The sequence below is a fragment of the Butyricimonas faecihominis genome, assembly GCF_033096445.1.
Taxonomy (GTDB): Bacteria; Bacteroidota; Bacteroidia; order Bacteroidales; family Marinifilaceae; genus Butyricimonas; species Butyricimonas faecihominis.
In genome coordinates, this window is sequence record NZ_AP028155.1 from 3,593,595 (window position 1) to 3,614,160 (window position 20,566).

Annotated in this window: 16 protein-coding genes; 15 read left to right on the plus strand and 1 reads right to left on the minus strand. The window is 43.1% G+C overall.

What is annotated here, in order from left to right:
* Positions 1 to 26: 26 nt before the first annotated feature.
* From R8806_RS14855 to R8806_RS14890, 8 genes are all read left to right on the plus strand, one after another.
* Entirely contained in the window at positions 27 to 2,264 is a 2,238-nt protein-coding gene (locus R8806_RS14855) for a TonB-dependent receptor (protein ID WP_124315896.1), read from the plus strand.
* Positions 2,265 to 2,280: 16 nt separating this feature from the next.
* Positions 2,281 to 6,660 (plus strand): cobaltochelatase subunit CobN, encoded by a 4,380-nt coding sequence (locus R8806_RS14860; protein ID WP_373289729.1) that lies wholly within the window; start codon positions 2,281 to 2,283, stop codon positions 6,658 to 6,660.
* 2 nt (positions 6,661 to 6,662) lie between these two features.
* Entirely contained in the window at positions 6,663 to 7,361 is a 699-nt protein-coding gene (locus R8806_RS14865) for a hypothetical protein (protein WP_124315898.1), read from the plus strand.
* The gene (locus R8806_RS14870) at positions 7,361 to 7,963 is read left to right on the plus strand and encodes a MotA/TolQ/ExbB proton channel family protein (RefSeq protein ID WP_124315899.1); all 603 of its coding nucleotides are present in this window, start codon (positions 7,361 to 7,363) and stop codon (positions 7,961 to 7,963) included. Before R8806_RS14865 ends, R8806_RS14870 begins: the two co-directional genes overlap by 1 nt.
* Positions 7,960 to 8,283 (plus strand): DUF2149 domain-containing protein, encoded by a 324-nt coding sequence (locus R8806_RS14875; protein WP_124315900.1) that lies wholly within the window; start codon positions 7,960 to 7,962, stop codon positions 8,281 to 8,283. Before R8806_RS14870 ends, R8806_RS14875 begins: the two co-directional genes overlap by 4 nt.
* Positions 8,284 to 8,502: 219 nt before the next feature.
* The gene (locus R8806_RS14880; protein ID WP_124315901.1) at positions 8,503 to 9,954 is read left to right on the plus strand and encodes a sodium:solute symporter; all 1,452 of its coding nucleotides are present in this window, start codon (positions 8,503 to 8,505) and stop codon (positions 9,952 to 9,954) included.
* A gap of 123 nt (positions 9,955 to 10,077) precedes the next feature.
* Complete coding sequence (locus R8806_RS14885; RefSeq protein ID WP_124315902.1) at positions 10,078 to 10,704, plus strand: type IV toxin-antitoxin system AbiEi family antitoxin domain-containing protein; 627 nt, start codon at positions 10,078 to 10,080, stop codon at positions 10,702 to 10,704.
* On the plus strand, positions 10,701 to 11,528 hold the full coding sequence (locus tag R8806_RS14890; protein WP_124315903.1) for a nucleotidyl transferase AbiEii/AbiGii toxin family protein: 828 nt from the start codon (positions 10,701 to 10,703) through the stop codon (positions 11,526 to 11,528). Before R8806_RS14885 ends, R8806_RS14890 begins: the two co-directional genes overlap by 4 nt.
* Positions 11,529 to 11,906: 378 nt before the next feature.
* Here R8806_RS14890 and R8806_RS14895 read toward each other — a convergent pair whose 3' ends face one another.
* On the minus strand, positions 11,907 to 12,626 hold the full coding sequence (locus R8806_RS14895) for a pirin family protein (protein WP_118304618.1): 720 nt from the start codon (positions 12,624 to 12,626) through the stop codon (positions 11,907 to 11,909).
* 697 nt (positions 12,627 to 13,323) lie between these two features.
* Here R8806_RS14895 and R8806_RS14900 point away from each other — a divergent pair.
* From R8806_RS14900 to R8806_RS14930, 7 genes are all read left to right on the plus strand, one after another.
* Positions 13,324 to 13,887 carry a DUF3575 domain-containing protein gene (locus R8806_RS14900; RefSeq protein WP_124315904.1) on the plus strand — a complete coding sequence of 188 codons (564 nt, stop codon included), beginning with the start codon at positions 13,324 to 13,326 and terminating at the stop codon, positions 13,885 to 13,887.
* A gap of 12 nt (positions 13,888 to 13,899) precedes the next feature.
* The gene (locus R8806_RS14905; protein WP_124315905.1) at positions 13,900 to 14,925 is read left to right on the plus strand and encodes a DUF3868 domain-containing protein; all 1,026 of its coding nucleotides are present in this window, start codon (positions 13,900 to 13,902) and stop codon (positions 14,923 to 14,925) included.
* Positions 14,926 to 14,936: 11 nt separating this feature from the next.
* Positions 14,937 to 15,509 carry a DUF3575 domain-containing protein gene (locus R8806_RS14910; RefSeq protein WP_124315906.1) on the plus strand — a complete coding sequence of 191 codons (573 nt, stop codon included), beginning with the start codon at positions 14,937 to 14,939 and terminating at the stop codon, positions 15,507 to 15,509.
* Between the two features lie 6 nt (positions 15,510 to 15,515).
* A complete protein-coding gene (locus R8806_RS14915; protein ID WP_124315907.1) occupies positions 15,516 to 16,919 on the plus strand; it encodes a DUF3868 domain-containing protein in 1,404 nt (467 codons plus the stop codon).
* A 16-nt stretch (positions 16,920 to 16,935) separates the two neighbouring features.
* Positions 16,936 to 18,438, plus strand: a complete 1,503-nt coding sequence (locus R8806_RS14920) for an Mfa1 family fimbria major subunit (protein WP_124315908.1) — start codon at positions 16,936 to 16,938, stop codon at positions 18,436 to 18,438.
* A gap of 28 nt (positions 18,439 to 18,466) precedes the next feature.
* Positions 18,467 to 19,414: a FimB/Mfa2 family fimbrial subunit gene (locus R8806_RS14925; RefSeq protein ID WP_229782938.1), complete on the plus strand. Its 948-nt coding sequence runs from the start codon at positions 18,467 to 18,469 to the stop codon at positions 19,412 to 19,414.
* Positions 19,415 to 20,039: 625 nt separating this feature from the next.
* Entirely contained in the window at positions 20,040 to 20,561 is a 522-nt protein-coding gene (locus R8806_RS14930) for a UpxY family transcription antiterminator (RefSeq protein ID WP_118304612.1), read from the plus strand.
* Positions 20,562 to 20,566: the final 5 nt, after the last annotated feature.

Genomic DNA, 20,566 nt, shown 5'->3' on the forward strand with positions numbered 1-20,566 from the left:
GGTTTTTTCCGTAAAAAAAGAATTTTATGAGGCGTGATTTGTTGATATTGTTTTTTATTCTTTTGTCATCAGCATTGATGGCTGATGAGCGTACCAATGAGGCTCCTTCTTTTAAAGTGCAGGGAATTGTTACCGATGAGAAGGGCGAGGGATTGCCGGGAGCATCCGTGTGGGTAAAAGGAACGGTGGTCGGGGCCGGGACAAATGCTAAAGGGGAGTTTTCTTTTAAGTTGTCATCGAAGAATAAGTGTGTGTTACGGGTGAGTTTCACGGGCTATGAACCGCAAGAGCGGGAAGTGACCCCCGGGGTTGACAGTTTGTATCGTTTCGTGTTGGAGTCGAGTAATAACGCGTTGAATGAGGTAGTGATCACGGGAACCCGTACGCTGAAACCGTTGAAGGATGTTCCGGTGCTTACCCGCGTGATTTCATCGGAAGATATAGCACAGGTGAATCCATTGGATTTGCAAAGTTTACTGGAATATGAAATGCCGGGTTTGCAGTTCGGGCTGGCCCATGGTTCCGGATTGCCGGAGTTGAAATTCCAAGGATCTGCCGGAGGATACGTGTTATTTATGATTGATGGAGAACGTGTTGCCGGAGAGGGGTCCAGTAATAATATTGATTATAGTTTGATTGATATGGATAATGTGGAACGTATTGAGATTGTCAAGGGACCGATGTCTACTCTTTACGGTTCTCAGGCAATGGGGGGAGTGGTGAATATTATTACGAAAGATGCGAATCGTCCTTTTACGGGAAACGTTTCTGTGCGTTATGGAAATAATGATGAGAGTAAATATTCCCTGTCTTTGGGGACTAAACAAGGACGTTTTTCTGCATTGACATCTCTTTCCTACCGTAAACGGGATGCTTATGCTTTAAAAGATGAAGAAGGGCAAATCGAGTATTCGTATTATAAGGATATATACGGGAGAGATTCCGTGGTTGCGGATACTTCGGAGAAAGGGATGTCCAGTGTAAATGGTTTCGAGATTTGGCAAGCAAATCAGAAGTTGAGTTACACGTTTAACGAGAATTTTCGGATCTCATTGAATGGGACATATTATAATAATGACGTGTTGGAGTACGTGGAGCAGAAAGAGAAGGATCGCTTTTCCAATTACAGTATAAATCCTCGGGTTTATTATGCTATTAATGATTCTCATATACTGGATTTCTCGTATGTGTTTGAGAATTACGAAAAGCGTTACGTTTATACCACTTCATTGCCTTCTAAAAAGGTTTTTGGAGATTTAACCAATACCGTTCGGTTGAATTATACCGGGTATATCCATGAAAAACATACCTTGACGGCCGGGATAGAAGTGAATACGCAGAAATTGCAACATTATTGGTTTGATAACGGTTCGGGGAAGAAATTTGATGCCCAGACGTATGTTTTGTATTTGCAGGAAGATTATGAGGTGAGTGATTCGTTTAGCGTGTTGGCTGGGGTTCGTTCGGATTGTCATTCAAAATACGGTTTCCACGCCAGCCCGAAAATTTCGTTGATGTATAAATATGGTGTTTTGACGCTGCGCGGTGGCTACGGGATGGGATTTCGTATACCATCTTTGAAAGAATTGCATAGTGAATATGATATGGGCGGGCAGGGATTTTTCATGATATACGGTAACGAAGATTTGGAGCCTGAGATCAGTCATCAAGGAACGTTTTCGGCCGAGGTGACGAAAGGAATTTTTAATGGTTCCGTCTCCGGTTATTATACGAGATTTTTTGACGAGATCGCTTTGGGCTTGACCTCGGACGGGAAAGATCAGCAATATTATAATGCAGATGATGCAACAAGAACGGGTGTTGACGTGATGGCGCAGTTCCGTTTTAAAAATGGATTGACCCTAAAAGGTGCTTATGCTTATATTGATGTACATTCCGAAGTGGATGGGTATAATATGGCGAGTGATCGTCCGCATAGTTTGACTTTTACGGCAAATTATTCCAAGACGTTCGGGAAGGTTGCTTTGTCGGCAGCCTTGAACGGGCGGTGGATGTCTTCGGTGGAGACATGGTACAAGAATAGTGCGGGTGGTTACGTGAAAAATGAATATGAGAGCCGGACTTTCTGTTCTTTGAATCTCGGCGCCCGTTTCCCAAGAGGTTTCCGTTTTACGGCAGGTATTGATAACCTGTTTGATTTCAAGGATAAAAATGTGACAGCCGATCAATCGGTGACCCCGCAGAGGGGGATCGGTTTTATCGGGACGTTGTCGGTGAATATAGCAGATTTATTAAAATTATAATCCATAAAAGAGAATACTGATGAGAAAAAAGTGGCTTGCGTTGGGGTGTCTTTTAATTATCGTCTTGTTGGGGATCTGGGCGTACAACGTCTGGTTCGGAACCACCAAGATTGCTTTCGTGAATTTCCAGACGATTACGATGGGAGGTATCGCGAAGGCGAATGACAATTCATTTATTAAATTGCAGGAGGTACCCGTGGAGGAACTGGATCGGTTGTCCGGTTTTGATATGGTGTTTGTGAATGGCATGGGGCTGCGTGTCGTGGAGGAACAGCGGCAGCAGATACAGAAAGCGGCAGATAAAGGTGTACTCGTGTACACGACAATGGCGACGAATCCGGCGAATAATATATGCACGATTGATTCTGTTGACCAAGTCGCTTTGCGGGGTTATCTGGGAAGCGGTGGAAGACGGAATTACAAGAATATGCTGAACTATATCCGGAAGAATATGGATAAGAAGTTGATTTCCGTGGAAGAACCGGGAGTCCCGATCGAGAGGTCTTCGGATGTGTTATATCATGTCGATATGGATAAGCCGGGAGACGAGCTTGATTTTATTTCCGTGGAAGAGTACGAGAAGTATTTGAAGAGTAAGCAATTATATAAGGAGGGGGCGAAAAAGATCGTGGTGACCGGGCAGATGGCAGATGCTACGGGATTGATTGATACATTGGAGCGAGTGGGGTATAATGTTTACCCGGTTTTGTCTTTACGGCGTCTGCTTGATTTTGTGCGTGAAATTAGCCCGGATGCTATTATCAATATGGCTCATGGCAGGCTGGGAGATGAGGTCGTGAAATATCTGGAGGAACGTAATATCCTGTTGTTTGCCCCGTTGACCGTAAATAGTCTGGTAGAAGAATGGGAACAAGATCCGATGGGGATGTCCGGGGGATTTATGTCACAGAGTATCGTTACCCCTGAAATTGACGGGGCCATCCGGACGTCGGCACTCTTTGCCCAGTACGAGGATAAAGAGGGATTGCGTCATTCTTTTGCAGTTCCTTCACGGTTGAAGACATACGTGGAAAATATTCAGAAGACGTTGGCTTTGAAGGAAAAGCCGAATAGCGAGAAACGAGTTGTTATTTACTATTATAAAGGTCCGGGACAAAGTGCCATGAGTGCTGCCGGAATGGAAGTGGTCCCCTCGTTGTATAATCTTTTGAAAAAGATGAAGGAAGAGGGATATAGGGTCGAGAATCTTCCGGCAAATTCCAAGGAATTGGAGAAGATGATCATGGCGGAAGGAGCCGTGTTCGGTACTTACGCGAACGGGGTGATGGATCGTTTTCTGAAAGAGAGTCACCCGCTGCTGATTTCAAAAGAGGAGTACGAGAGTTGGGTGAAACAGGCTTTACGGCCGGAAAAATATGCCGAGGTGGTAGCTGCTTTCGGGGAGTTTCCCGGGGAATACATGAGTACTGCCGATGGTAAGTTAGGGGTATCCCGCATACAGTTCGGGAACGTGGTCATTATGCCACAGCCGGCAGCCGGAGGTGGGGATAATGCTTTCCAGATTGTACACGGGACGGATGTCGCACCTCCTCATTCCTACGTGGCCGCTTATTTGTGGATGCAGTACGGGTTCAAGGCGGATGCCATGATTCATTTCGGAACGCATGGTAGTTTGGAGTTTACACCCAAAAAACAAGCTGCGTTGTGTGATTTGGATTGGCCCGATCGATTGGTGGGCAGCGTGCCTCATCTTTACATCTATTCTATCGGTGATGTGGGTGAGGGGATGATTGCCAAACGTCGCGGGTATGGCGTGTTGCAATCTTATTTGACTCCCCCGTTTATGGAGAGTAACGTGAGGGGCATTTATCGGAATCTGACGGAAAGAATAAAGATATATAATCAGAAAGCCTACCCGGAGAAAGGTACGGCTGACCTGAAGGAGGTGGAGAAGGCTGCCTTGTCGGTGAAGGAGTTAGCTGTTTCTTTGGGAATGCATCGGGAGTTGGGGTTGGATAGCGTGTTGAATGTTCCCTACACGGAAGAGGAAATATTGAAGATCGAGAATTTTGCGGATGAGTTGGCGGCGGAGAAGGTTACCGGACAATTGTACACGATGGGGGTTCCATACGAGGCTGCCCGCATTGAATCGTCTGTTTACTCGATGGCAACCGATCCGATAGCTTACGGGTTGTTCGGGTTAGATCGGTTGAGAGGTAAGGCGGATGCTGATGTGTTGAAACGGAAAACTATTTTTACCGAGCGTTATCTCGATCCGGCCAAGCGATTGGTGGGGAGACTGCTGAATGGTCAGGAGAAAGTGGATGATGGTTTCATTTGTCGGGTGGCGGGTATCACGAAAGAAGAGTTGGCGCAGGCTCGTGAAATCGATCAAGACCGGAATGCTCCTAAGGGGATGATGGCGATGATGATGGCTGCCGCGGCGAAACAACCGGAAGTTATGCCTGTGAAGAAGGAAGAGGGAGGACATCCTATGTCCGGAATGATGAAGAATATGATGAAACAGATGGGTGAGGGGAAGACTCCCGAAGAGCGTTTGGAGATGGCAAAAAAGATGGGAGCGCCCGAAGAGGCTTTGGAAAAAATGAAAGCGGCTATGGGAAGGGAGAATGGTGAAAAAGGCCCGAATGCGAAGATGGGAGAGATGCCGGGGAACAAGGGGACTGGAGGAAACCCGGATATGAGTGCCATGATGAAGGCGATGATGGGAAAGAAAGCCAAGGAATATTCCAAAGAAGAGGTGAATAAGGCGTTGGCTATTATGGAAGTGGAACGGACGTTGAAAAACGTGAATAATTATAAGCGGGCATTACAGGAAAGTCCGGATGGTGAGTTGGAGTCGTTGATGAACGCCTTGAATGGCGGTTACACGGCTCCTTCTCCCGGGGGAGATCCTATCGTGAACCCGAATACTTTGCCGACGGGACGGAATCTTTTTGCTATAAATGCAGAGGAAACGCCGACGGAATCAGCTTGGGAAAAAGGAATGCAGTTGGCAAAGAGTACAATCGAGATGTATCAGAAACGACATAACGGGGAGTTCCCGAAAAAGGTCAGTTACACGCTTTGGTCCGGAGAGTTTATTGAAACGGGCGGGGCCACGATTGCCCAAGTGTTGTATATGCTTGGAGTGGAACCTGTGCGGGATGCTTTCGGGCGGGTGAGTGATTTGAAATTAATCCCGTCGGCTGATTTGGGGCGTCCGCGTATAGACGTGGTTGTACAGACTTCCGGACAATTACGGGATATTGCTGCCTCTCGTCTTTTCTTGGTGAACCGGGCCGTGGAGATGGCTGCAGCAGCCAAGAATGACCAATACGAGAATCAAGTGGCGGCCGGGGTGCTGGAAGCGGAAAAGACGTTGATTGATAAAGGTATTTCCCCGAAAGATGCCCGTGAGATTTCAACTTTCCGGGTCTTCGGGGGTGCGAATGGTGGTTACGGAACCGGAATACAGGGGATGGTTGATGCCGGAGACCGTTGGGAAGATGAATCGGAAATTGCAGCCACCTACTTGAATAACATGGGTGCTTATTACGGTAGCGAGAAGAACTGGGAGAAATTCCAGCAGTTTGCTTTCGAGGCGGCCTTGACCCGTACGGACGTGGTGGTTCAACCCCGGCAGAGTAACACGTGGGGAGCGTTAAGTTTGGATCACGTGTACGAGTTTATGGGAGGCTTGAACCTGACGGTTCGCAACGTGACGGGGAAAGATCCGGATGCTTATCTCAGTGACTACCGGAACCGGAATAACAATAAGATGCAGGAGGTGAAAGAGGCTATCGGCGTGGAGTCGAGAACCACGATTTTCAACCCTTCTTATATCAAGGAGAAGATGAAGGGAGAAGCGACTTCTGCAGCCGGTTTTGCTGAAATTGTCCGTAATACATACGGTTGGAACGTGATGAAACCTTCGGTGATCGATAACGAGATGTGGGATGAGATTTACAACGTGTATGTGAGGGATAAATTTAATCTGGGGGTACAGGATTTCTTCGAGAAACAGAGCCCGGCAGCCTTACAGGAAATCACGGCCGTGATGATGGAGACAGCGCGTAAGGGAATGTGGAAGGCGACGGATCAGCAATTGGCTGATTTATCGAATTTACATACGGATTTGATTCAGAAATATAAACCGGCTTGTTCCGGGTTTGTATGCGATAATGCCAAATTACGTGATTTTATCGCGTCTAAAGCGACTCCCGAAGCTGCCAAGCAATATCAGAATAGCATAAAGAATGTGCGGGAAGTGGCGGCAGATCAGTCCAAAGGTGTTGTGATGAAGAAGGATGAAATTGCTTCTGAGACGCAAAAACATACGAATAAGGTGAACACGCCTTTGATTGTGGGAGGGGTGATTGTCGTGTTGGTCGGTTTGGCTGTATTGATGAGAAGAAGACGTAAAAATATATAATCATGGATACAATTGTTTGGATTCTGATTCTATTGACTGCTTTTAATTTTTTGTTGAAACAGACCTTCTGGAAACCGGTGGCGGTGGGGGCCGCTGCCGGTATTGCCGCGATCTTCGTGATCCTGATGTGGCCTTACGCGATTGAACAGTCAAAAACTCAAATTGCCGATTGGCTGTCTGACAATCAATTGATGTTGGATACTTCCGTCGTGTTAACCTTGGAGATTGTTTTGCAAATGGCATTCTGCCTGTTGGCAGTTCACGTGGCCAACTATTCTCCGGTGAAGAAACGTATGATGCTGGCATATCGCCTGTTGTACTGGTTCCCGGGGGTGTTGATTATTCCGGTCTTGTTTTTCGGTCTGACGCAAGCTGTTTTCTCTTTTCCCGGGGTTTCGTTTAAATTAATTGCTTGGTTTTTCGGGGCATTTGTTTTCGTGATTATCCCTTTGGGAAGATGGTTAATCAAATGGCTGTTGCCGGAAGAGGATTTGCGTTTGGAGTTGTTTTTCCTGACGAATGCTTTGGTTGCTATTTTAGGAATTATTGCCACGGTAAATGGGAGAACGGCGGTAGAGGGTGTGAGTGACGTGGACTGGTCGGCATTGGCCGGATCTACTATTTTATTTTTAGTGGGAGCTGTTGCGGGATGGATTATATCTGTAATTAAAAGGAAACTAATTTTTAAATTGAAAAGATAATGAATACGATTTCTGATATTATGTTCTGGATCTCAAACGGGTTACTGGTCCCGGTTGTTGTATTGTTGATTTTATTGTTTTTCCGTTCTTTGTTATTGGTGGGAAATTTCTTTGGCCAGTATGTTTCTATTCGTAAGACGGATAAATTGATTCGGGAGCAAATGGATAAATTGCACGTGAATAATGTGGATGATTTTGCCAATCGGTTGCCGGAGAAGAATCATTCTTTAGTTGTGATGTTTATGAAACGGATTTTGGAGGAACAGAAGAATAAAGCCCAATTACAACGTCTTTTGGCTAATTTTGAAATTGCTGCCGATAAGGATTTGGCCACGTCTAAAACATTGGGAAAGCTAGGACCTATCCTCGGGTTGATGGGAACTTTGATCCCGATGGGACCTGCGCTGGTCGGTTTGTCGACGGGGGATATTGCTTCTATGGCTTATAATATGCAAGTGGCTTTTGCCACGACGGTTATCGGGTTGGTGGCCGGTGCGATCGGTTTCTTGACCCAACAGGTGAAACAACGCTGGTATTTACAGGATATGACTAACTTGGAGTGTCTGGTGGAGGTGTTGAACGAGAAAAATGATCAGAAATGAAACGCAATTTATTGAAAAAGGAGGATGAGACGGATCCGATTAGTGCGGTGTCGAATCTTTTTGACGTGGCGATGGTGTTTGCTGTGGCCCTGATGGTGGCTTTGGTGACAAGGTATAATATGACGGAGATGCTTTCGACAGAGGATTTCACGATGGTGAAGAATCCGGGAAAGGAGAACATGGAGATTATTACCAAGGAAGGCGAAAAGATCAACCGGTACACTCCTTCCGAAGATCAGAACCAATCGGGGAAACGAGGGAAGAAGGTGGGTATCGCATATGAACTTGAAAATGGTGAAATTATTTATGTTCCGGAATAGAATGGCATTTTTGTCGTGTACATTTACGAGGAATAAAATAGAATAGATTTCTTTGAATATCAGAAAAATAATTGTATTTTGGACAAATTTAAACTGCAACTTTAAATTTGTCCAGTTTGATCCTGTTCTTATATTCGAAAATACTTGTTTCATGGAGTATTTAATTCCACTATACCGGAATAAACACTATCTTTGTCGTGGAATTAAAAGAAAGTGCCTGTGTCCACGAGTTTAGTTTTAACGGTTTTACTGGCTTATTTTTTATTGTTGATCTTGGTTGGCTTCGTGACAACTAGGAAAGTCAATAGTGAGATGTTTTTTACCGCGAATCGGAATTCGCCTTGGTATTTGGTGGCTTTCGGGATGATCGGGACAACGCTTTCCGGGGTGACTTTTATCTCGATCCCCGGGGAGGTCGGTAACACGCATTGGACTTATCTGACCTTGGTTTTCGGTAATTGCGTGGGGTATATCGTGATTGCACTCGTGCTTTTGCCTTTGTTTTACAGGCAGAATCTGGTTTCTATTTATTCTTGGTTGGGAACTCGTTTCGGGGAGAAGGCCCGGTTGACGGGTTCTTTCTTTTTTATCGTGTCACAATTGGTGGGTGCGTCTTTCCGGTTATTCTTGGTCGTCGGTGTGTTACAACTGGCTTTCTTTGATGCCATAGGTGTGCCTTTCTGGCTGACCGTGTTTATCACGATTGCTTTCGTGTGGATTTATACCGTGCGAGGCGGGATCAAGACGATCGTTTGGACCGATACGTTACAAACCGTGTTTATTCTGATCTCTGTCGGTTTGACAATCGTGGTGGTAAACAAGGCGCTGGATTTCAATTTTTCTTCGGCTATTGCAGCTATAAAAGAGAGCCCTCTTTCCAGAGTGTTTGACTTTGACTGGCGGTCGGGACAGAATACGGTGAAACAGTTTTTGGCAGGAGTGGCGATCACAGTTTGCCTGAATGGGTTGGATCAGAATATGATGCAGAAGAATCTGACTTGTCGTTCCTTACGAGATTGTAAGACAAATATGTTTTCATTTTCTTTTTTATTCTTGGTGACGAACGTGTTGTTTTTGATGCTGGGAGCCTTGCTTTACATATATGCAGAAAGGGAAGGTATCGTGTTACCCGGTAAATCTGATGACGTGTTTCCCTTCCTTTCCCTGAATTATTTCGGGGCTACGGCCGGTTTGTTTTTCCTGTTGGGTATAACTGCCGCGGCCTATTCTTCGGTTGATTCCTCATTGACTGCTTTAACGACCTCTTTCTGTATTGATTTCTTGAAAATAGATCCGGGAAATAAGGAGGAGAAGAAAAAGCGGATCGGGGTGCATATCGTATTTTCGTTATTAATGATTTTCGTGGTTGTACTCTTCCGGGAATTGAATAATTCGAGTGTAATATCGTCTCTTTTTAAAGCGGTAGGCTACACGTATGGGCCTCTTCTAGGGCTTTTCACGTTTGGTTTGACGACAAAATATCAGGTACGGGAGAAATATCTTCCTTGGGTGTGTTTGCTTTCACCGGTGATCTCCTACGTGGTGAATTGTTACTCGGAACAACTTCTTTTCGGGTATAAATTTGGTTTCGAGATTCTCCTGTTTAACGGGCTGCTTTGTTATCTTGGGTTGTTACTTATTCGAGACAAGCATCTAACACGGAGGGCGTGATGAGGACGACAACTGTGATGATGTAGGCGATTCCGGTATAGATGGATGCTTTTATGGCATTATTTTGAACAGAAAAACGTGTGTGATATGTTTTTGTATTCAAAAAATAGCTATCTTTACACTATGAATAATCCATTACGACGATTGGGTAATATACCTGTAACGGTTTCTGCGTTGGAATCCCTTTTCCCTCATATCAAGAGAGGAAACCAAAAAGTCAGGTTACTTGAGCGAGATAAGCAAATCATTCGTCTCAAAAGGGGGCTTTACGTGTGCAATCCGGAGATAACAGGTAAGATTTTATCAACAGAATTGATAGCCAATCATCTTTATGCACCTTCGTATGTTTCCATGTCATCGGCCCTGCGTTATTACGGCTTGATACCGGAAACGGTGTACACGAAGCAATCAATGACTCTGAAACATTCTAGAGATTTTGATACACCTTTGGGAAGGTTTGAATATACGAATATCTCAAGAGAGGCATTTTCAGTAGGCTTGACTAGTATGAAAAAAGAAGATTATGCTTTTGTAATGGCAACTCCCGAAAAGGCATTGTGTGATTTGATAGCAAACTCACCCAAAGTAAATCTCCGTTATCTGAAGGATGCTGAAATTTATTTGGAAGAGGATATTCGGATGGAATTGGAGGAATTCAAACAGATGGACGCTGAAATATTTGAGGAATATATAAAGGTCGGCAAAAAGGCTGAGTCGATACGAACATTGCTAAAATTGATGAGGAAATGAAAAATGATATTTACGACGATATGCTTTCTGCATACGATTTATCTACCGAACAACAGAAGCGGAATGCCATTTTTGAGGTAAACCAGCAGGTGATACTTGCTGGGCTTTATAATGGTGGCTTTTTTGATGTTGCAACTTTTTACGGGGGTACTTGCCTTCGGATTTTTCATGGTCTTCAGCGTTTTAGTGAAGATATGGATTTTTCTCTTCTTGTTCCTGATGATAAGTTCGATTTCACAAAATACTTTCAACCTATAATAGATGAGTTCGCTATTGTGGGAAGAGACGTGGAGATTAAAAAGAAAGACAAAAAGAATTTTGGAAAAGTAGAGTCTGCCTTTTTGAAAGATAATACGGATGTTTATGATATTTCTTTTCGGACGGATAAATCTATAAAAATAAAGATTGAGGTTGATACCCAACCTCCTTTGAAGTTTAGAACCGAGCAGAAACTTCTTTTACAACCTCATTCTTTTATGACACGTTGTTTCGTTCTTCCTGATTTGTTTGCCGGAAAAATGCATGCATTGGTTTACCGGGCATGGAAAAATCGGGTGAAAGGTCGTGATTGGTATGATTTTGAATGGTATGTCCGTCACAATATACCTCTAGGCTTTACACATCTTGCCGAGCGTACGTTCTTGTTTAATAATGAAAAGATAGAGCATGATGCTTTCATTACTCAATTGAAGGACAGGTTGGTTTCGGCAGATATCAATCAGGTAAAAAGTGATGTGTTGCCTTTCGTCAAGAATCCCAAAGAATTGGATATTTGGTCAAATGATTATTTTGTCCAGCTGGCGGATAGGGTGAAATTTGAATAAAGATATGTTATGGATGAGTGAGGCGTAGAAAACAACTGTTCATTTTTGAGTTCTCTCTAGGACTCCCGCTAGGATAATGGATTTTATGAATTTTCAGAACCGTGGGTTATGGATTTATAAATGAAAGAGAGTGTGTCAAAAGTCATTTTTCAAACTCCCTCCCGGCTTCGCCGTACTCCCTCTATAAACAGAGGGAGAGTTGAAATACTCCCTGTTTTTGGTAAGAATCACCAGCTCCTCCTCTGTTCTCCCTCCCCATCCCCCCTTCGGGGTACTTCCCCTCAGGCAGGGGAAGAAAGAGGTGGCACGAAGTGACGGAGGAGTTTTTTTGAGGATAAAATACCTTTTGACACACCCTCTCGTTTTTATTGAATTTATTTATTGATGTGGTGGAACTTCAATCAGTAATACCCGTGATTTTTCGGTCGCCTTGAATTCGACTTCATCGGTATCATATACTCCTACTCCATCACGGCGTTTCAAGGTTAGGTCCTTTAGCTCGATACTTCCTTCAATGATAAAGATATACACGCCCAAGCTCTCCTTTGATTTCATCTTGTAGAGTTGTAAAGAATCCTTGTCCAAGTCGGCAATCGAGAACCAAGCTTGTTGATAAATCCATAATCCTTTGCCGTTACCGGGATAAGGAGATACGATCTCGCTGATCTCATTCTTGCGGATTAAATCGGAAATCACGGCGTTCTCGTATCGTGGCGGCACGTTTTGCTTGTTCGGGAATACCCAGATTTGCAGGAATTCACTAGGCCGATCGTCATTCCGGTTGTATTCACTATGCATGATGCCTGTTCCGGCACTCATCACTTGAATTTCACCTTCTTTGATCGTGTCCTTGTGTTTTAGGCTGTCCTGATGTTCCAAGTCGCCTTTCAAGGGGATGGAAATGACTTCCATGTTTTTATGAGGATGTAGGTCAAATCCGGTACCTCCTTCTATCCGGTCATCGTTAAGTACGCGTAACGCCCCGAAATGAATGCGTTGTGGATTGTAATAGTCTGCGAAACTAAAGGTGTGATGGGTTTTTAACCATCCGTGGTCGAAGAAACCGCGACTCTCGGCTTTATGTAGTATTGTTTTCATAGTCTTTTTTATTTTGTGTGCATAATTATTATTATATACGGGAAAAATGATATAAAGGTTATAAATGGGATCTTTCAATTTTTTGTTTACCAAAAATACGTGTTATCCTATTGTAAGTCGAGTGATAAAAGGCTCTGATAAGTTATTTGCGCTTACAATCTGCGAGGTAATATAAAATATATATAAGTTTTGTTTGCTTTTTGTTTTAAAAATAAATATTTTTGTGTGTCTAAAATCGAAGGATTATTGATTAATCCTAATTTTTTATTTCCCCAAAATTCATATTTCATTTAAAATTCGATTATTCAGTTAGTTATTTATTTGTACTTTCTGTTCTCAGGCTTAACATATCGCTAAAAAGACGATATCATTAAACCTTCGTTTAATGATATAAAAACAGAATGATTATCCGTGATTTCATGCCCGTTTTGCGGCTTGTTTGTTCTAAATGTTTCGCATCTTTCAAAATAGTTATCATATGAGTATCGTGTTGTTAAAAATATGGCAATCAGAGAATAAATCGATCTATTATGAACTGTCCAAGAAATATAATGTTCCTGTAAAACATGTCTACAAGCTGGTACATGGCAAAAAGGTCAAATTAAAAATGAATTCTTATTTGGTGCTGTTAGAGCTGAGAAACAGAAATATAATTCGAAGTTTTGTATTAACCAGTCAATTTAAATGAAACATAGGAATGAAAAAAAAATGGATTGTTATTACAATATTATTCTCGTGCCTGCCGTTTTGCCGGGTTAATGCTCAGACGATTGCCGTGAAGACAAACGTCTTGCCTTGGATGACGGGAACTTTAAATCTTGGTGGTGAAATGCGATGTGGTGAATGGTACAGTTTGGAAATGAATTTGAATTATAACCCATGGACTTGGGGGGATAATAAAAAGATGAAACACGTCTTGATTCGCCCCTCGTTCAAGAGATGGTTCCGGGGCGTGTATGACGGTGGTTTCGTGGGGGTGCAAATGTATTATAGCCGGTTTAATATCGGGGGAATGCCACTCTTTAACGTGTTGAAAAAGCACCGTTATCAAGGGAGTGTGGTTGGGGGTGGTTTTTCCTGTGGTTACCAGTGGCCGATCAGTGCAAGCTGGAGTATCGAAACCTCTCTGGCGGCAGGATATGTTCGATTGAATTTTAAGCAATACGGTCCGGCAAAAGGAGATTTGTTACAAGATAAGCGTAAAGAGAATTATTGGGGAGTCACGCATGTCGGGGTATCATTTGTGTATTTTATTCAGTAAAAATATTGTCTTATGAAGATCCAAGTATTTGTTCTAATTATCCTGTTATGGGTGACAGGCAGAATTTCAGCCCAAGAGATTAATTGCGAAATACAGTCCCCTGTAGTCAACGTGCGTCAGGATTCTCTGGTTATTTCTTGGCATATGTTAGTGAGTGTTCCTGATCTGGAAACCCGGGGACACGTGACGCTTACCCCTATCCTTTCCGGGCAGGGACGGCAAACGGAATTGCCTTGTATACTGGTCAATGGGAAAAGGGCTCATTTGATGTACAAACGCGAACAGATGTTACAGAAGCGCAAAAAGTCGGCAGGGGTTACCGGAGTGTATGCGGCTATAAATCCTGAAAATCAATATATCGATTATAGAACGGTAATTCCTGTCCGGGAAGGAATCTTGTCAACCTCACTTCTTTCAATTCGGGCGGAAATTTTTGATGAAAACGGTCATAAAGTCAAGTCAACGATTTTATCCTCGCGGGAAATAGAGATCGAACGGATGGGCGGGTATGCCTCAAATCTGCCAAACGTATTGCGTGACACGACAAAGGTTGCCGACTTGCCAATAAAATCGGGTAAGAAAAGTTTCAAGGGGTGTTATTTGGAACCGGAACGTGATGCTACCGACGAGCGGAACCAGAAGGAACTGGATTTTAGTCTGGAAGAGGCGAAAGTGATCGCGAATTTAAAGCCGCATCTATTATCCTTGCGGGAACTTTACATGGTTGCTTTAAGCTATAAGGATGAACCGGAGAAATTCTACAAGATTATAGAGACGAGCGTGAAGATATATCCCACCAACCCGGTTGCTAATTTGAATGCGGCCAATGCGGCCATTGAACGGGGGAATATACGGATGGCGGGTATGTACTTGCAGATGGCTTTGTACGATACCATTGCTTACAAAAATTGCCGAGGGGTGTACGAATTACTGTGTGATAATACATACGAGGGAATACGTCTTCTGAAGTCAGCGAAGGCTGAGGGGTGCGAGGAGGCAGATCATAACTTGAAATTGTTTTTTGAGTTAAATCAATAATTAAAACGAACATGAAAATCAAATCGATCCTTTTCTTCCTCATCCTTTTCGGAAGTATTACGGTCCGGAGTCAGAATTTTGCGGTAAAAAGTAATTTGCTCTCTCTAGCCAACGGGGCCCTGAACGGAGGGATTGAGTATGCTTTCGGGATGAGATCGACAGTTGATTTCTCCGGGAGTTTACGTCCATGGAAGCGAACGGAAAGATACGTGGAGCGTTATTGGTTGTTACAGGCAGAGTACCGTTACTGGACGTGCCAAAAATTTAACGGGAGTTTTTTCGGGGTATTCCTTAACGGGGCTCAATTCAATATTGGTGGGAAAGATATGTTATTGGGAAAATTCAAGTGGTTGAAAAATCACCGTTACTCCGGCTGGTTGACAGGAGGCGGTATCTCTTACGGGTACCACCTCATTTTGAATCGACATTGGAATTTGGAGGTTTCTTTAGGGATTGGTTACGAGTATATCCGCTACGATAAATATGCGTGTCCGGATTTGTGTGCAGCGTGGAAGGAGAGAGAAAGTTACCACTATTTCGGACCGGATAAGTTTTCTTTAAGTATAGTTTATGTTTTTAATTAAAGGGTTATGAGACACATTTTTCTTTGCGGATGTTTCTTTCTCTTCTCTTTTCTTGCACACGGGCAGAAGGATAGTACCGTTACGGTGAATGAGGCGCAACTTTACCGTATGGGAAAACAGCTAGTTGTCTCCATGCAAATAAATGTATCGCGAAAACTAGCGTCGAACGAATCTCTCGTGTTGATACCGCAACTACGTGATAGTTTGAAGAATTTTATGGAATTTCCCCGAGTCTATATTAACGGACGTAGACAACATTTCGTCTACTTGCGTAATTCCAAACAATTTGTTCAAGCGGGTCATCTGGAGGTCCGTCGGCAAGATGATTCTGTTCAGACAATAGCATATTTACGTTCCGTCCCCTTCGAGGAGTGGATGAACCATTCTGTTCTTTCTCTTGAAGAGAACTCGTGTCATTGCGGGGAGCCGGAGGATGGGTTTTCCCAAGATGTGGCACGATTGAATACGTTGTCGGAGTTACACCCGCAACTGGCATTTATGACGCCCCAAGTTGAAGACGTGAAAAACCGGAATGAGAAGATTTGTGCCTATCTGGATTTTCCCCTGAACAAAACAGATATTCTGGAAGATTTTAGAAATAATGCTGCCGAATTGTATAAAATCAAAGAGGGTATTGATGTATTAAAGCGGGATTCTTTTGTCACGATTTCCGGTATTCATATTCATGGATTTGCATCACCGGAGGGGCCGTATATGAATAACAAGCGGCTTGCGGAAGGGAGAACGGCCGCCTTGAAAGATTATATTTCCGATCAGTATGATTTTCCGGATTCTCTTTTCACGACAAATTATACTCCGGAAGATTGGGAAGGAGTAGGACGTTTGTTGAGAGATTCCGTGTTAAAAAATAGTAACGAGTGGTTACGTATCGTTGAAAGTGATCTTGCTCCCGACCAAAAGGAACAACGGTTGAGGAAACGTTATTCCCGACAGTTTAATGTCGTGGTGAGCAAGTGGTTTCCGGCACTAAGACGTTCGGAATGCACGATCAAGTATGTTGTGAGACCTTTCACGTTGGAAGAAGCGCGAATCGTGTTTCACTCCCAACCGAAGAACCTGAGTATCGAGGAGATGTTCCGGATTGCACAAACTTTACCCGAGGGGAGTCAACAATATATGAACGTGTTTAAAACTGCTGTTTTATATCATCCTGAAAATCCGGTGGCTAACCTCAATGCGGCGTGTATAGCATTAATGCAAGGGGATGTCGTGTCGGCGGAAAAGTATTTGCTCCGGGCTCCGGATAGCAAAGAAAAAACACTGGCAACGGGTGTTGCCTATATGTTGAAAGGTCAGTACGGGGAAGCGAAGAGTAAATTCAAGGAGGCTGAATCTTTCGGACTTCCGCAAGCAAGCTATAACTTGAAATTATTGAACACTATATATTAACTTAAAATTTAATGTTATGAGGTTATTTTATTATTGTATTTTACTATTTTCGCTAGTAACATTGGGAGGTTGCATCAATGATGCAGATCCTGTTGATGATCCGTCGGGCAATCCTTCTGTTGTTGTGACGGATGGGAATGTGATGTTTTCATTTACCGTGCCGGAAACCTCCTCTTCTCTTGGACGGGCTTCCGCTGAAAGTTCGGATGAGACCGTGCCGGGAAGCGAAAACGAGTCAAGAATTGAAAAAGTGCAACTCTATTTATTTCATTCGGAAACTAAAAATTTCATAGAGTCTTTCGAGATCGGGGTAGAGCGGGTGGTATCTGACCAAACCGTAACTTACCGTTCCAACCAAAAAATCAAGGTTGATCCGGGGAGTTATGATGTATTTGCCGTGGCTAACCGGACTAGTATGATTAATGCCACTTCCGTGGATAATTTTTTAAGCCATGTCGATAAGGATTCTTACGAGAATGGAACAACAGATGCTTCTCGTCCGTTGATTATGGCCAATCGTGCCGTGGCCAATTTGAACGTGGTGGTGAATACTCCGAAAGCGGAAGAAGAGATTACGGTGGTACCCATCACCTTGGAACGAGTAGTAGCCAAATTGTGCTTGGCAAGAAACCGGAACGAATATGTTATGAAGGACAAGGAAGGCCGGCAATATGCCACGATAAATTTAAGTAATTACCGTTATTTCAACTTGAGCCGGAATTTCTATACTTTCCGTCACGTGGTTACTTTAGCGGACGGATCGGATGATACGAATCTGGTTAAGCCCGATTTCACCTGTACGAATGATTATTTTGGGGTTATTCCTGCCACGAACGGCTATGCCGTAGACCCTTATTTTTTCAATAAAACGGTGGCCGGGGCAGAGAATTTCACGAATCAAGACAATTACTATGCCCAACCGTATTGTGAAAATGCAAGTAATAATATCACGAGTGTGTTGAATGCTGAAAACACATACACGACAACGTATTGTTTGGAAAACTGTATGTATCGTCCGGCACAGAATAAAGCCTACGCCACGGGAATCGTGTTTAAGGCAAGTGTTTCCATACCGGAAGAGAGAACTTTTAATGAAGAAGGGCACACGGTAGATCCTTACGGGCAAAGTACGATCTATTATTTTAACTATAATTTTTATACCTCGTTGAAAGCCGTGCATGATATCGGTAAGGCGAATGTCCCAACGGATGGTTCATTAAGCCTCGAAGATCAGAAAAAATACAATATCAAGGTGTTTAACAAGAGTGAAGAAGGCAGTTTCCACTGTTATTACAACTATTTCATTCGCCACGTGGATAATCATTCGGCAATGATGGGTGTGATGGAATTTGGTATCGTGCGTAATAATATTTACCGGATATTGATCACGAATGTGAATGATCTGGGAACAGGAATCCCTGACGTGGATCCGGGGGATATTGAATCCGATGCTTACCTAAGTGTTGATTTCTCTGTTTTACCTTGGAATATCCGTTACCAAGAAGGTGAGTTGGAATAGAATGATACAATAATTTTTAGCTGTAATAATGATGAGTAAGATTGGCGCATGCTGGTTGGCAATATTTTCTTGTCTTTGCTTTGCTTGTTCATGGGTAGATGACGATCTCTCCGATTGTCCTTCGGGTTTTTGGTTAAAATTGTCTTATAGATATAACATATTAAACGTGGATGCGGCTTTTACCCAATTAAAAAATGCGTCAATATTCATATTCGATGAGACCGGAAATTATATTGAAACCCGGCATGTCGACAGTCTTATTCTTCATCAAAATAATTGTCAGGTGAGGTTGGAATCCTTATCCCCGGGCAAATATAATTTTTTAGTTTGGTCCGGGTTGACGGATTCTTGTTACGAATGTTCTGCCTCGGGGGTAAGACTGTTATGTGATGCGTCGGGAACGTCATCCAAACAATTACCCGCTTTGTTCCATGGCCGTTTGGAAGGGGTGGAAGTTCCGGAAGAGTACACGGTTCGGGAAGTCCCGTTGATAAAGTTAACCCACCGTTTCACGTGTGTTTTGCAAGGCCAGAATCCGACACCATTTGCAGATGATGAATTTCTGCTGGAAATTAGGGCATTTAATGGGATGATTGACCATCGAAGCCAGCCGTTTGATTCGGTTGAAACGTGTTACTTGCCTTTTTATCAGACGGTAGCCGACTTGTCCGGGTTGCAGGTCGTGCATTCGGAATTAAATACATTACGTCTGCTTGAAAATGATGATACCCGTTTGATTCTGACCCATCGTTTCACGGGGCAACGCGTATTGGATATCCCTCTCACGAAATACTTGCTTCTCTCTCGTGAGGCTTACTCGGGAATGACCCCGCAGGAATACTTGGATAGGCAGGATCAATATACTTTAATATTTTTTTTAGATGCCACAGAGGATAAATTAAAACCTTATATCTGTCCCCTGATGAAAGTCAATAACTGGATGGTACGGATAAATGACGTGGATTTGGAGTCTTAAATAATACCAAGCTTACACCAAGGTAAGGAAATCTTTGGTTTAAGGGTGGACTATGGTTGCTCTACCTCAAGTACAAAACATGAACATAGCATAGACATAGCATGAACATGAAATAGTGTTGATGCTGGGTTTTTGTTGTGCCTGTGTTTGGGGTATGGGCTAGAGAGGGGGTAGGGCAACGTTTATGTAAGTATGGATAAGGGTTAAATTGCAGATATGTATAAGGGATTTGTTGCTTTTCATAAATAAAATAAAATCAATTGTTTATGAAAAATTTAGAGGATTATTATAGGATCATTTAATGCTCTGCAAATATAGTAAATTTTCGAATTGCGCAAATCAAAACAAAAATTTTTTTCTTTTTAGCAATCAGACGATTACAATTTTACAAGATTAGACAATTTATTATTAAGTATCATATCATTAATCGATCGTTTTTTGAAACTTTTAATGCGGACAGCTTTCTTTCGTTGAATCGCTGTATTATAGTGAGACGATAGAGACACGTGGAAATAAATCAGGGCCGGTACGAGGGTTAATGCGCGAAGCGCGTCCGGTCAGGAAAAGCGGAGAAAGCTGTTCAAAATTCGATTTAATACCTTGACAGGGGAAATCAAAAGGGTACATGGTTGATAATAAGAATATAAATTGGTACGTGGCTCACACTCGAGTGAATCAGGAGTTGTGGATAAAGAAGAAGCTTGATGAGTTGGGTATCGAGAATTTTCTACCTCAGGAAGAACAAGTGCGGGAAACACCTTTGGGTCGTAAGACGATCCGGGTGCTCTTGATTCACGGGATGATTTTTATTCACACGGATAAAGCAACAAGTTTTTCATTAATAAATGACCATGGGCTTAATATTGTTTATTTGAAAGATATTGAGGGACGTCACTCGTTGATTGTTCCCGATAAACAAATGCATGATTTCATGTTTTTGTTGGATTTTTCCCCGAGCGGGGTAGAGGTGTTAAACAAAAATCTGAAACGGGGAGACCGGGTACGAGTGATTAAAGGCCCCTTGCAAGGATTGGAAGGAGAGTTGGTTCGTTTGATGGGACACAAACGTGTAGTCATCCGTTTGGAAGGAGTTGTGTCAATTGCAACTTCCTATATTCCGGGTTCCTTTTTGGAACGAATAGAGTAGAAAAA

Coding starts and splice junctions, on each gene's coding strand:
- R8806_RS14855 (WP_124315896.1), top strand. CDS start 27: ATGAGGCGTGATTTGTTGATATTGTTTTTTATTCTTTTGTCATCAGCA.
- R8806_RS14865 (WP_124315898.1), top strand. CDS start 6,663: ATGGATACAATTGTTTGGATTCTGATTCTATTGACTGCTTTTAATTTT.
- R8806_RS14870 (WP_124315899.1), top strand. CDS start 7,361: ATGAATACGATTTCTGATATTATGTTCTGGATCTCAAACGGGTTACTG.
- R8806_RS14875 (WP_124315900.1), top strand. CDS start 7,960: ATGAAACGCAATTTATTGAAAAAGGAGGATGAGACGGATCCGATTAGT.
- R8806_RS14885 (WP_124315902.1), top strand. CDS start 10,078: ATGAATAATCCATTACGACGATTGGGTAATATACCTGTAACGGTTTCT.
- R8806_RS14890 (WP_124315903.1), top strand. CDS start 10,701: ATGAAAAATGATATTTACGACGATATGCTTTCTGCATACGATTTATCT.
- R8806_RS14895 (WP_118304618.1), bottom strand. CDS start 12,626: ATGAAAACAATACTACATAAAGCCGAGAGTCGCGGTTTCTTCGACCAC.
- R8806_RS14900 (WP_124315904.1), top strand. CDS start 13,324: ATGAAAAAAAAATGGATTGTTATTACAATATTATTCTCGTGCCTGCCG.
- R8806_RS14905 (WP_124315905.1), top strand. CDS start 13,900: ATGAAGATCCAAGTATTTGTTCTAATTATCCTGTTATGGGTGACAGGC.
- R8806_RS14910 (WP_124315906.1), top strand. CDS start 14,937: ATGAAAATCAAATCGATCCTTTTCTTCCTCATCCTTTTCGGAAGTATT.
- R8806_RS14915 (WP_124315907.1), top strand. CDS start 15,516: ATGAGACACATTTTTCTTTGCGGATGTTTCTTTCTCTTCTCTTTTCTT.
- R8806_RS14920 (WP_124315908.1), top strand. CDS start 16,936: ATGAGGTTATTTTATTATTGTATTTTACTATTTTCGCTAGTAACATTG.
- R8806_RS14925 (WP_229782938.1), top strand. CDS start 18,467: ATGATGAGTAAGATTGGCGCATGCTGGTTGGCAATATTTTCTTGTCTT.
- R8806_RS14930 (WP_118304612.1), top strand. CDS start 20,040: ATGGTTGATAATAAGAATATAAATTGGTACGTGGCTCACACTCGAGTG.